General features: G+C 71.2%; 11 protein-coding genes. 6 read left to right on the top strand and 5 right to left on the bottom strand.

Annotation, left to right across the window (positions count from 1 at the left end):
- Positions 1-89: 89 nt before the first annotated feature.
- From ACFFIA_RS41970 to ACFFIA_RS41945, 6 genes are read left to right on the top strand one after another with little or no spacing between them, the layout of a single operon-like run.
- The gene (locus ACFFIA_RS41970; RefSeq protein ID WP_377262711.1) at positions 90-1,439 is read left to right on the top strand and encodes an MmgE/PrpD family protein; all 1,350 of its coding nucleotides are present in this window, start codon (positions 90-92) and stop codon (positions 1,437-1,439) included.
- Between the two features lie 26 nt (positions 1,440-1,465).
- On the top strand, positions 1,466-2,455 hold the full coding sequence (locus ACFFIA_RS41965; RefSeq protein WP_377262708.1) for a Bug family tripartite tricarboxylate transporter substrate binding protein: 990 nt from the start codon (positions 1,466-1,468) through the stop codon (positions 2,453-2,455).
- Complete coding sequence (locus ACFFIA_RS41960) at positions 2,452-3,000, top strand: tripartite tricarboxylate transporter TctB family protein (protein WP_377262705.1); 549 nt, start codon at positions 2,452-2,454, stop codon at positions 2,998-3,000. Before ACFFIA_RS41965 ends, ACFFIA_RS41960 begins: the two co-directional genes overlap by 4 nt.
- A gap of 10 nt (positions 3,001-3,010) precedes the next feature.
- Positions 3,011-4,540 (top strand): tripartite tricarboxylate transporter permease, encoded by a 1,530-nt coding sequence (locus ACFFIA_RS41955; RefSeq protein WP_377262702.1) that lies wholly within the window; start codon positions 3,011-3,013, stop codon positions 4,538-4,540.
- Positions 4,537-5,949: an MmgE/PrpD family protein gene (locus ACFFIA_RS41950; RefSeq protein WP_377262700.1), complete on the top strand. Its 1,413-nt coding sequence runs from the start codon at positions 4,537-4,539 to the stop codon at positions 5,947-5,949. Before ACFFIA_RS41955 ends, ACFFIA_RS41950 begins: the two co-directional genes overlap by 4 nt.
- Positions 5,946-6,608 carry a GntR family transcriptional regulator gene (locus ACFFIA_RS41945; protein WP_377262697.1) on the top strand — a complete coding sequence of 221 codons (663 nt, stop codon included), beginning with the start codon at positions 5,946-5,948 and terminating at the stop codon, positions 6,606-6,608. The genes ACFFIA_RS41950 and ACFFIA_RS41945 overlap by 4 nt, the downstream gene beginning before the upstream one ends.
- 6 nt (positions 6,609-6,614) lie before the next feature.
- Here ACFFIA_RS41945 and ACFFIA_RS41940 read toward each other — a convergent pair whose 3' ends face one another.
- From ACFFIA_RS41940 to ACFFIA_RS41920, 5 genes are all read right to left on the bottom strand, one after another.
- Complete coding sequence (locus ACFFIA_RS41940; protein ID WP_377262694.1) at positions 6,615-7,370, bottom strand: maleylpyruvate isomerase family mycothiol-dependent enzyme; 756 nt, start codon at positions 7,368-7,370, stop codon at positions 6,615-6,617.
- A gap of 12 nt (positions 7,371-7,382) precedes the next feature.
- Positions 7,383-9,374: a beta-galactosidase gene (locus tag ACFFIA_RS41935; protein ID WP_377262691.1), complete on the bottom strand. Its 1,992-nt coding sequence runs from the start codon at positions 9,372-9,374 to the stop codon at positions 7,383-7,385.
- A 64-nt stretch (positions 9,375-9,438) separates the two neighbouring features.
- Positions 9,439-10,776 carry an ABC transporter substrate-binding protein gene (locus tag ACFFIA_RS41930; RefSeq protein WP_377262688.1) on the bottom strand — a complete coding sequence of 446 codons (1,338 nt, stop codon included), beginning with the start codon at positions 10,774-10,776 and terminating at the stop codon, positions 9,439-9,441.
- An 18-nt stretch (positions 10,777-10,794) separates the two neighbouring features.
- Complete coding sequence (locus ACFFIA_RS41925) at positions 10,795-11,640, bottom strand: carbohydrate ABC transporter permease (protein ID WP_377262685.1); 846 nt, start codon at positions 11,638-11,640, stop codon at positions 10,795-10,797.
- Positions 11,640-12,512, bottom strand: coding sequence for a carbohydrate ABC transporter permease (locus ACFFIA_RS41920; RefSeq protein ID WP_377262682.1), 873 nt, complete (start codon positions 12,510-12,512; stop codon positions 11,640-11,642). Before ACFFIA_RS41920 ends, ACFFIA_RS41925 begins: the two co-directional genes overlap by 1 nt.
- Positions 12,513-12,535 lie beyond the last annotated feature (23 nt).

The following is a 12,535-nucleotide window of genomic DNA, read 5'->3' as shown; positions in this document are numbered from 1 at the left end:
GCTCGATGTTTCCTCGGTATTGCCGGATCATATCAGATCCGTGATACGATCTCGCACCACGAAGATCACACTGACTCAGGAGGCGCACGATGGCCGATGCCACGCTCGAGGCGATCACCGCGTTCGCTATGGACGTACGCAAGGCGTCCGTGCCGCAGGCGGCAGCCGACCGGGTGCGGGACGTCATCGTCGACACGATCGCCTGCGCGGTCGCCGGCCAGGACTGCCTCGCGGCCCGCGTGGCACGGGAGGTGAGCCCCGCCGGCGACGGTGTCCTCATCGGACGCTCCGAGCGGATCGCGGTGGAGCACGCCGCGTTCGCCAACACCTCCGCGATCCGGTACCTCGACTTCAACGACACGTACCCCGCGGGGCATCCGAGCGACCTCATCGGCGCGCTCGCCGCCGTCGCGGCGGCCACGGGCGCGAGTGGCGGCGCCTTCCACCGCGCGGTCGCCGCCTCCCACGAGGTGTACACGCGCTTCGCCGAGACCGTGCTGATCCGTCGCCCGCAGGTGATCGACCAGGGCTACGGCATCTCGATCGCGGCGACGGTCGGGCTGGCGCTCCTGTTCGGACTCGACGAGCACCAGACCCGCAACGCGATCGCGATCGCCGCGACGAACGGGGTACAGCTACGCGCCAGCCGCGCCGGGCAGCTCTCCGACTACAAGGGCGTCGCGACCGCGTTCAGCGCCCGCGACGCCGTCTTCACCGTCCAGCTCGCCGCCCGCGGCATGACCGGGCCGGCGGCGCCGTTCGAGGGGCGCCACGGCATGGTCGAGCTGCTCGACGGCAAGGCCGGCCCGCTGCCCATCGCGCCCTTCGGCGACGACTGGAAGCTGGTCGGCACCAGGCTGAAGTTCTGGCCGGTGGCGTACAACATCCAGCCGGCCATCTGGGCGGCGATCGACCTGCGCGAGCGGATCGGCGACTGGCGTGACGTCGAGGCGCTCACGTACCACACCGCGAAGTTCCTGGCCCACGAGTCCGGCAGCGAGCCGGAGAAGTGGGACCCGAAGACCCGGGAGACCGCCGACCACAGCCTCCCGTACGCCGTCTGGCGGGCGCTCGTCGCCGGACGGGTCGACGAGGACGCCTTCACCCCCGAGGCGATCGCCGACCCGGACGCCCGCGAGCTCATGCGCCGTATCACGGTCGTGGCCGACGACGAGATCGAGTCGCGCTGGCCGGGCGAGATCGGCGTGCGTCTCGTGGCGACGCTGCGCGACGGCACCACGCACACCATCGTCAGCGCGAACCCGCGCGGACACGAAGCCAACCCACTGAGCCGGGACGACCTGCGGGACAAGTTCCGCGGCCTCACCGGCCGGCAGCTCGGCGCCGAACGCGCCGAGCGCGCCTTCGACCTGGCCTGGTCCAGCGCCGACCTCGACTCGGTCCTGGACCTCTTCGCCGCGGTCACCCCCACGGATTGATCCCCCTCCACGCGCAAGGAGGCGCAATGAACCCACGAACCCGCTTGGTGGCCCTCGCCGCCACCGCCGTCGTCGCCCTGGCCGGCTGCCAGTCCGGCAACGGCGGCGGGCAGGAGGCCGAGTACCCCACGAAGCGCATCACCTTCCTGTCCGGCTTCGAGCCGGGCGGCGGCATCGACCTCGCGATCAACACCACGATGAAGGCGCTCCAGAGCGACCGCATCGTCACCGTGCCGATGGCCATCGACCACCTGCCCGGCGGCTCCGGGCTGGTCGCGGCCGCGAAGCTCGGGCGGTCGCCCAAGGACACCGACGACGTGCTCCAGCTGACCTCGATCTCCTCGCTCACCGCGTCGTTGCAGAAGCCCGGTGACTACCAGCTCACCGACCTGGCACCGGTCGCGCTGCTGTTCCAGGAGTACTCGACGATGTACGTCAAGGCCGACTCGGACCTCAAGACGGTCGCCGACGTGGCGGCGAAGCTGAAGGCCGACCCGGCGTCGCTGACGTTCGCCGGCGGCACGCTCGGCAGCCCGTCAAACCTCGCGCTCGCCCGGTTCACCACCGCGGCCGGCGTGCCGTTCGACAAGGTCTCCTACCTGCCGCTCTCCGGCGGTGAGACCGAGCTGGCACTGCTCGGCGGCAACGTGGACGTCATCTCCGGCGGCCTGGAGTCGATGGAGTTCGTCAAGGACGGCAAGTTCCGGGCGCTGGCGATTTCCAGCCCCGAGCGGCTGGACGCGGCGAAGGACGTGCCGACCTACACCGAGGCCGGCTTCGACGTCGTGCAGGGCAGCTGGCGCGGTGTCTTCGCGCCGCCGACGATGCCCGCGCACGCGCTGGAGTTCTGGTACGAGGCGCTCGGCGAGGCGGTGCGGACGACCGCGTTCCAGGACGCCGCCAAGCAGTACGGCTGGCAGGTCACCTTCAAGGCCGGGGACGAGTTCAAGACGTTCCTCGACGAGGAGTCGACCGACCTGCGCACCGTGCTCGACCAGGTGGGCCTCATCAAGTGAACGACGCACCACACCCCGACGCGCGGCGGTCCTATCTGCGGAAGCGGATCGCCGCGCTCGGCGGCGTCTGGGTGGTGGCGGCCCTGTTCCTGTGGCAGGCGGTCGCACTGCCGCCGGCGAGCCGCCCCACGCCGGTCTCCGCCGAGACGTTCCCGACGATCGTCGGCGTCGCGATGGTCATCGCGGCGACCGGCATGCTGGTCGAGGCGCTGTGGGAGTACCGCAAGGCGCAGCCGCCGCCGGAGCCGCCCGTGGCGGTGCCGGACGAGGAGGTCGTGACCAGCGGCCCGCACGGCGAGGAGATCGTCCACTCCTGGCCGCGCCTCGCCATCGCACTCGGCGCCACCGCCGCGTACGTCACGCTCTTCTTCCCGCTCGGCTACCTGTTGTCGACGGTCATCTTCCTCGGTGGCATGGGCGCCTACTTCTGGCGCCGTCCCGTGGGGGCCGTCGTGTTCGCGGTCGCGCTCACGGCGGGCGTCGGCTGGCTCTTCAGCCTGCTCGGTATCTACCTCCCCGCCGGGCTGGTCGCCCTGCCGTTCTAGGTGGTCCTACATGATCAACGACCTCGGTGAACTGCTCTCCGGACTGGGCGCCGCGATCCAGCCGGAGTACCTGCTCTACGCACTCGTCGGCGCCGCGCTCGGCACCGTCGTCGGTGTGCTGCCCGGTCTCGGGCCGACGATGACGATGGCGATGCTGCTGCCGATCACGTTCTCGCTCGGCGACCCGCTCGGCGCGATCATCCTCTTCGGCGGCATCTTCTACGGCTCGATGTACGCCGGCTCGATCACCAGCATCCTGCTCGGCATGCCCGGCGAGTCGTCCGGCATCGTGTCGGTCTTCGACGGCTACCAGATGACCCGAAGAGGCAGAGCCGGCGCCGCCCTGCTCAGCAACGGCGTCGGGTCGTTCATCGGCGGGCTGATCGCCACCGTCGCGATCGTCTTCGTGGCCCGGCCGATCGTCGACCTGGCCGTGGGGCTCAGCCCGGCCGACTACTTCGCGCTCATCGCGTTCGCCCTCGCCACGACCACGCTGATGGGCGACCGGCTCTGGCCCGGGCTCTTCTCGCTCACGGTCGGGCTCGCCATCGGCATGGTCGGCACGCACGCGATCAGCGGCGACGAGCGCTTCGTCTACGGGATCGCCGAACTCCAGTCCGGCATCGACCTCTCGCTCATCGCGATCGGCCTCTACGCGGTCAGCGAGGTCGCGCTCAACCTCGCCAACCTCGGCTCCGGCCCGGCGAAGCCGGCGGTCATCGGCAAGCTCTACATGACCCGGCAGGAGTGGCGGCGCTCGCTCCCGCCCTACCTGCGCGGGTCGGTGCTCGGCTTCGTCGTCGGCGTGCTGCCCGGCATGAGCGGCACGGTCGCGACGTTCCTCTCGTACAACCTGGAGCGCAAGCTCGCCAAGCGTCCCGAGGAGTTCGGCAAGGGCAGCATCGAGGGGCTCGCCGGCCCGTCCGCCGCCGACAACGCCGGCTCCGGCGGCTCGTTCGTCCCGCTGCTCACGCTCGGCATCCCGGGTACGGCCGCGACCGCGCTCATGCTCGGCGCGCTCCAGGGCTTCGGCGTGCAGACCGGACCGCTCATGCTCCAGAACAACCCCGACCTCGTCTGGGGCGTGATCGGTGGCCTGCTGGTCGCCAACGCGATGCTGCTCGTGCTCAACGTGCCGCTGGTGGGCATCTGGGTGAAGCTGCTGAAGGTGCCGGGCGCGCTGCTGTACCCGCTGATCATCGTGATCTCGATGGTCGGGGCGTACAGCATCGGGCGGACCTCCGTGCTGCTCTTCGTCGTGCTCGCGCTCGGCCTCGTCGGCCTGGGGCTGCGGCTGGTGGGCATCCCGCTCGCCCCCGCCGTGCTCGGCATCGTGCTCGGCCCGCTGCTGGAGGAGGAGTGGGCGCGGTCGCTGGTCATCTCCCGCGGCGACTACGGCGTCTTCCTCAGCACACCACTGTCGGTCATCGCGCTGTCACTGGCCGCCCTCGTGCTGCTGTGGCCGCTCGCCCGCCGGGTCATCCTCCGGGTGATCGAGCAGCGCCGCGCGGCGCTCGCCACGGCTGGAGACCGGTCGTGAGCGGCTCGGTCTCGGCGGCGCTGGGCCGGTACGCCGCCGCGCTGTCCTACGAGGACATCCCGGAGCCGGTCCGCGCGCACGTACGCCTGCTCGTGCTGGACACGCTGATGTGCGGCGCGCTCGGCGGCACGTCCAGCCCGGAGGTCGGGCTGCTCACCGCCACGCTCGCCCGGAGCGAGCCGGGCGGGCCGGCCACCGGCTGGGTCACCGGCGCGGCGCTGTCGCCGGCGAGCGCGGCGCTGGTCAACGCCACCGCGGTACACGCGTTCGAACTCGACGACATCGCGATCGGACAGCACTACGGCGCCTCGGTGCTGCCGCCGGCGCTCGCGGTCGCGCCCCTCGCCGGCGGGCTGAGCGGTCGCGACCTGGTCACCGCCATCGTCGCCGGCTGCGAGGTGGCCGCCCGGATCCAGCGCGCGGTCGGCCGTACGCCGCACGCCGAGGTCGGGTTCCACGGGCCCAGCCTGATCGCCACGTTCGCCGCCGCCGTCGCGGCCGGGCGGGCGCTGCGCCTGGACGCCGCCGGGCTCGCGCACGCGATCGGCCACGCCGCCCAGCAGGCCAGCGGCATCATGGCCACGCAGCACGGCGGCATGGGCAAGCGCCTGCTCGCCGGGATCGCCGCGCGCAACGGGACCTTCGCGGCGCTGCTCGCCGCGGAGGGCTTCACCAGCGGTACCGACATGCTGGAACGCCCGTACGGCGGCTTCTTCCCGGTGGTCTCCGGCGGCGCCGCCACCTGGGACGCCGCCCGGGCGCTCGACGTGCCGGAGGGCTGGTGGGCCACTGTGGAGACCCGGTTCAAGTTCTGGGCCTGCCGGTTCCCCATCCATCCGGCCTTGGAAGGGCTCCGCGACCTCCGCGACCGGGAAGGGCTCGACCCGGCCGACGTTGAGCGGGTCGAGGTGGAACTGGACCCGGCGGCGTACAAGGCGGTCGGCTTCCCCTGGCAGGCGACCTCCACCGCGTCGGCGCAGATGAACCTGCGGGTCTGCGTGGCAAGCTACCTTTTGGACGGTGATGTGTTCCTTCCCCAGTTCAGGCCGGACGCGCTGGCCCGCCCCGAGCTGCTCGACCTGGTCGGCCGGGTCGAGCCGGTCGAGTCGTCCGGCGGCGAGCTGTTCAAGCGCGAGTCCCCCGTACGCGTGCGACTGCGCTCGGGGCGCGAGCTGAGCGCCCTCGGCCGGGTCCGCGGTGGCGCCGACGACCCGCAGACGCCCGCGCTCGTGGTGGCGAAGGCGGAGCGTGTCGCCCGCGCCATCGGACGTGACAGGGATTTCGTCGAGACGTTAGGGTGGCGGCAGCTTGACGAGGTCGACGCCGAGGCCCTGTCGCGCGCGATGGCCTTGTCGCACGAGCTTGCTTCGTCGCACCGGACGGGCCCTACCGAGCGAGGCACACGATGAGCGTCGAGCAAGCCAGCCGATCCAAGGCGGAGATCGCCTACCACGCGATCCGTGAGCGCATCCTCGACGGCTCCTACATGCCCGGCCACCGCCTGGTGCTGAGCCGGCTCGCCGAAGACCTGCGGATCAGCTCACTGCCGGTGCGCGAGGCGCTGCGCCGGCTGGAGGCCGAAGGGCTGGTCGACTTCACGCGCAACGTGGGCGCGATCGTGGCCAGCATCGACCCCGGTGAGTACATCGAGACCGTCCAGGTGCTCGCGATCCTCGAAGGGGCGGCGACCGCCGAGTCGGCCCCCCACCTCACCGGCGAGCAGCTCGTCGAGGCGCGCGCGATCAACGACCGCATGCGGGAGAGCGTCCAGCAGGGCGACATGCGCAGCTTCACCGTGCTCAACCGCTCGTTCCACGAGCTGATCTGCAGCGCCTGCCCCAACGGCTACCTGCGCGAGACGGTCTCCTCCGAGTGGGTGCGGCTGGAGACGATCCGCCGCTCCACGTTCGGCCTGATGCCGGGGCGGCCGCGGCAGTCGGTCGACGAGCACGAGCGGATCGTCGCGCTCATCGAGGCGGGCGCCTCGCGCAACGAGATCGAGCAGGTCGCCCGCGAGCACAAGCTGCGCACGCTGCGCGCGTTCGAGTCGCGCCGGGGCGACGGCTGACGGCCGCTACTGGGTCGCGATCACGATGCAGCGGCGCAGCTCGCCGACCGCCTCCCGGGCCCCCTCGACGGTCACCGCGCCCGGGTCGCTCTCCCGGTTCCAGACCCAGCGCAGCACCGCCGTGGGCGGGCCGATGACGGTCACGTCCGCCCGGGGGTCGTCGCCGTCCTCGACGGTGAACTCCCCCGGGCCGCTCCGCGCCCGCCACGCCGCGCCCTCGGTCCGGATCGCGTACGACCGGCCCGGTGAGCCGGCCAGCACCTCGTCGAAGTAGTCGCCCCACTCGCCCACGCTGTACGCCACGAAGACCTTGAGCAGCTCGTCGATGCCGTCGACGGCGAGGTCGTCGGGCACCGGCGCGACGCGCTGGCTGGCGCCCAGCTCGGCGTCGATGCGGTGGATGACCGTCTCGTGCGCCATCCGCCGGATCCAGAAGCCGACCGACTGGTCGGGCTTGTACCAGGAGCCGGCCGGCTCGCCCGGGTCGCGCGCGTCGAACTCGGCGCGGAGGTCGGCGTAGGCCCGGTCGAGCAGCGCCAGCGGCTCCTCGTCGGGGAGGTCGGCCGGCGGCCACACCTCCGGCTCGGCGCCCTCCCGCATGGCCAGGGTCTTGTGCAGGTACACCATGCCCACGTGCCGGGCCAGGTCGGCGACGGTCCAGCCGGGACAGGTCGGCACCGCACCGGTCCGGTCGAGCTCGGCGACCTCGCGCAGGCGGGCGAAGTCTGCCGCGAGGCAGTCGAGCAGGCGGTCGTTCTCCATGCCGACAGTCGATCACACGTCGGGCGTGCCGGCGACCCGGACCGCCACACCGCGCGGCGGCAGCACCTCGCCGCCGAGCAGCGGCGTGCCGGGCAGGTCGCCCAGCTCGACCGGCTCGTCCGTCCGGTTGACCAGGAACCGGTACGCGCCCCGCGCCGCCAGCTCGACCCGCCCGCGCAGCGGCTCGGGCAGCTCGCTCCGTACGCCCGCCGCGCCGGCCAGCCGGGCGAGCACCGGCGCCAGCCCGTCCGGCCCGAGACGCGTGGAGACGTAGCTCGCCGACCCGGTGCCCACCGGTCGGCGGGTCAGCGCGGGGCGGCCCGCGTACTCGCCGGTCTTGTACGTGTCGAGCACCTCGACCGCCGGGTCGGTGACGTCGACCCGGTCGGTCCAGAGCGTGCCGGTCGCGCCGCTGTCCAGCACCACGCTCTCGCCGTCCGGCAGCGGGCCGAACTCCTCGATCCGGATGCCCAGCAGCTCGCGGAACGCGCCGGGGTAGCCGCCCAGCCACACGTGGTCGTTCTCGTCCACTATGCCGGAGAAGTACGTGGTGACCAGGTGGCCGCCGCCGGCCACGTACGCCCGCAGCCGCTCGGCTGTCGCCGCCGGCACCACGTGCAGGATCGGCGCGACCACCAGGTCGTAGCCGTCGAGCGGCAGGCCCACCGGCCGCACGTCGACCCGGATGCCGAGGGCGAGGAAGGCCGAGTACCAGTCGAGCGCCTCCTGCCGGTAGCGCAGCCGCGAGGTGGGATGCGAGTCAAGCTCGCTGGCCCACCACGACTCCCAGTCGAAGAGGATCGCGGCCCGCGCCGGCAGCCGCGGCGTGCCCGCCACCGCCCGGAGCCCGGCGAGCGTGCGGCCCAGCTCCGCGACCGCGCGGAACACCGCGCTCTCCGCGCCGGCGTGCGGCACCATCGCCGAGTGGTACTTCTCCGCGCCGGCCGCGGACTGCCGCCACTGGAAGAAGCAGACCGCGTCGGCGCCGTGCGCCACGTGGGTCAGCGAGTCGCGGGCCAGCTCCCCCTCGCGCTTGGCGAGGTTGACCGGCTGCCAGTTGACCGCGCTGGTGGAGTGCTCCATCAGGTACCACGGGCGGCCGCCAGCCAGGTTGCCGGTGAGGTTGGCGGAGAACGACAGCTCGTCCTGCCCCCGCGGGCCGGCCAGCAGGTAGTGGTCGTTGGCCACGAAGTCCACTTCGGACGCCCAGTCGGCGAAGTTCATGCCGGAGGTCTCCCCCATCACCATGAAGTTCGTCGTGACCGGTACGTCCGGCGTCAGCTCCCGCAGGATCGCCGTCTCGGCGCGCAGGTGGTCGCGGAGCGCGTCGGAGGAGAAGCGCTTGAAGTCGAGCTGCTGCGTGGGGTTGGGGTACGAGGCGGCCAGCCGGGGCGGCAGCACCTGCTCGAAGTCGCCGTACCGCTGGGCCCAGAAGGCGGTGCCCCACGCGGCGTTGAGCGCGTCCACGGTGCCGTAGCGGGCGCGCAGCCAGCTCCGGAAGGCGTGCGCGGCGTCGTCGGAGAAGTCGTACACGTTGTGGCAGCCCAGCTCGTTGTTGACGTGCCAGGCGGCGAGGGCGGGATGGCCGGCGTACCGCTCCGCCACCGCCCGGACCAGCCGCAGCGCGTGCGCCCGGAAGACGGGCGAGGTGGGGCGCCAGTGCTGCCGCCCGCCCGGCCAGAGCGTCGCGCCGGTGCGGTCGACCGGCAGGATCTCCGGATGCTTGGCGGTCAGCCACGGCGGCGGCGAGGCGGTGGCGGTGGCGAGGTCGACGGCGATCTCGTTGTCGTGCAACAAGTCCATGATCTGGTCCAGCCAGGCGAAGTCGTACTCCCCCTCGGCCGGTTCTATTCGGGCCCAGGAGAAGATGGCGAGCGAGACGATGTTGACCCCCGCGGCCCGCATCGCCCGTACGTCCTCGTCCCACACGTGCCGCGGCCACTGCTCGGGGTTGTAGTCGGCACCGTACGCGAGTCGCGGCCGGCCACGGTCGGGCCACCGCAACCAGCGGCCCGGCGCCGTGACGGCGCCGGGCTCGCTTTTCCAACGAACGAATGGACGAATAGGTTCACTTGACACTGAATCCCTGGTCCGTTCCGTACTTGGCGCAGGTCTGCCGCCAGCTGCTCAGTCCATCTTGGAGAGTGGTGCCGGAGACGTACGCCTTGCCCACGGTGTCGTTGAAGACGCTGTTGGCGTACACCTGGAACGGCAGGTACGACCAGCCGGTGACGACCTGCCGGGCCGACTCGGCGAAGATCTCGTTGGCCTTCTGGCCGCCGAAGTACGGAAACTCGGTGGCGAGGAACTCCGGCGACTGGAGGTCCGCCGTCGTCGCCGGAAACGCGCCGGCGTCCAGGCGGAGCTTCACGCCCTCGCCCGCGTTGGCGTACTTCATGAAGCCGTACGCGAGCGCCTTGTTTCCGCCCTTCGCCGGCATGGCGAGCGAGCTGCCGCCGTTCTCCGCGCTCGCGCTCTCCCCCGCCTTCCACTGCGGCATCGGGGCGACCCGCCACTTGCCGGACGCGCCGGCCACGCCGGTGACGAAGTTGGCCGGCATCCACGCGCCGGTCGCCAGCGTGGCGATGGTGCCGTTGGCGAGGCCCTGGTACCACTGGTCGCTCCACCCCGTGATCGGTGCGAGCAGCTTCTCGCTGATCAACTGCTGCCAGGTGGCGACGAACTCCTTGGAGCCCTCGTCGGAGAAGTCGATGGTCACATTGGTGCCGTCCACCTGGAACGGCTTGCCGCCGGCCTGCCAGATGAGGCTTGTGGTGAAGCCGGCGTCACCGGTGTCGCTGGTGATGTACGCCTTCGGGTCAGCCTGGTGCAGCTTGCGTGCCGCGTCGAGGTACTCCGCCCACGTGGTCGGCACCTGTATGCCGTGCTTGTCGAAGACCTCCTTGTTGTAGAAGAGCGCCATCGGCCCGGAGTCCATCGGCACGCCGTAGATGCCGCCGGCCTGGTTGACCGACGCCCACGGACCCGGTGTGAACGTGCCGTCGAGGCTCTGCGCCCCGTACGCCTTCAGGTCGTCGACCGACTTGGCGAGCGCGAACTGCGGCAGCGCGTAGTACTCGATCTGCGCCACGTCCGGCACGCCGCTGCCCGCCGCGATCGCGTTCTGGAGGGCGGTGTACTGGTCGTTGCCGGTGCCGGCGTTGACCAGGTCGACCTTCACGCCCGGGTACTTCTCCTGGAACTTGGCGACGACATCCTTGAGCGTCGGCTCCCAGGCCCAGACGGTCAGGTTGCCGCCCTTCTCCAGGGCTGCCTGCACATCCGCGTCGGAGACGGTGCCGCCGCCGGTGGTGGTGCCTTCGTCGTCACCGCCGCCGCAGGCGGTAAGAGCGAGCAGGGCGGCGGTGGCGAGAGCCGCGATGCGTAAGGGGGGTTTTCTTCTCATGGGGATCCCTTCGGGGCGTTATTGCTTGACGCTGCCGGCGGCCAGACCCGACTGCCAGTAGCGCTGAAGGAGCAGGAACGCGGCCAGCAGCGGGAGGATCGTGAGCAGTGAGCCGGTGATGACGAGGTTGAAGACCGGCTCGCCGCCGACGGTGGATGCCTGCGCGTTCCAGGCGTTGAGGCCGAGTGTGAGCGGGTACCAGTCGGGGTCCCTCAGCATGATCAGCGGGAGGAAGTAGTTGTTCCACGTGGCGACCATGCTGAACAGCAGCACGGTCACGATGCCGGGACCGAGCAGCGGCAGGCAGATCCGGAAGAACGTGCCGAACTCGCCGGCCCCGTCGACCCGGGCCGCCTCGATCAGCTCGTCCGGGATCGCCTCCGCCGCGAACGTCCACATGAGATAGAGGCCGAACGGCGTGACGAGCGACGGGATGACGACCGCCCACGGCGTGTTGGTGAGCCCGAGGCGGCTGAACATGAGGAACGTCGGCACGGCCAACGCGGTGCCGGGCACGGCGACCGCCCCGATCACCAGGGCGAAGACCGCGCGCTTGCCCGGGAAGTCGAACTTGGCCAGGCCGTAGCCGCCGAGCACCGCGAGGAACGTGGCTCCCCCGGCGCCGAGCAGCACGTACAGCAGCGTGTTGCCGAGCCAGCGCACGAAGATGCCGCCGTCGTACGCGAGCGTGTCGGCGATGTTGGCGAAGAGCGCGAAGTCGCCGTGGAACCAGAGCCCGAACGAGTCGAAGAGCCCCTGCTGCGACTTCGTCGAGTTGACGACGAGCCAGACCAGCGGCACCAGGCTGTACACGAGCACGATGCCGGTCAGGATCGTGAGGGTGAGGCTGCGGCGGCGGCGCATCAGCTTTCCTTCCGCATGCCGCGGAGCTGCACGACGTACGCGATCACCATCGTGACCACGGCCATCACGATCGCCACGGCGGCCGAGTAGTTGTACTGCTGGCCGGAGAAGCTGAGCGAGTACGCGTAGAGGTTGGGCGTGAAGTAGGTGGTGATCGCGTTCGGCGCGAGGTTCTGCAGGATGCTCGGCTCGTTGAAGAGCTGGAAGCTGCCGATCACCGAGAAGATCGTGGCGATCACGAGCGCCCCGCGCAGGGCCGGCAGCTTGATCGCGCGGATCACGCGGTACTGGCTGGCCCCGTCGATCTCGGCCGCCTCGTAGAGCGAGGCCGGGACCACGCGCAGGGCGGCGTAGAAGATCAGCATGTTGTAGCCGACGAACTCCCAGGTCACGATGTTGCCTATCGAGGCGAGCACCAGGTCCGGGGAGAGCGGGTCGGGCAGCGAGACGCCGAGCGCGTCGTTGACGTTGCCGATCAGCCCGAAGCGCGTGCCGTACATGAAGCCCCACATGAGCGTGGCGACCACGGCCGGCACCGCGTACGGCAGGAAGATCGTGACCCGGAAGAAGCTCTTCCCGTAGAGCCGGCCGCTGTCGATGGCGAGCGCGACGAGCAGGGCGAGGAACAGCATGATCGGCACCTGGACGGCGAGGAAGAGCGCGACCCGACCGAGCGCCGACCAGAACTGCGCGTCCTGGAGCGCCTGCGTGTAGTTGTCCAGCCCGACGAAGGAGTTTCCGCCGACGAGGCGGTTGCGGAAGAGGCTGAGGTAGATCGCGTAGCCGATCGGGGCGAGGAAGACCAGCGCGAAGACCGCCAGGAACGGGCCGACGAACCCCCAGCCCACCAAGCCCCGTCTGGTGGATCGCACGCGCGGTGGGCGAGGCCCGGGCG

The organism is Phytohabitans kaempferiae, assembly GCF_042433955.1.
GTDB lineage: Bacteria > Actinomycetota > Actinomycetes > Mycobacteriales > Micromonosporaceae > Phytohabitans > Phytohabitans kaempferiae.
The sequence above is the reverse complement of the archived record's forward strand: the minus strand, read 5'-3'. Positions and strand labels throughout refer to the sequence as shown.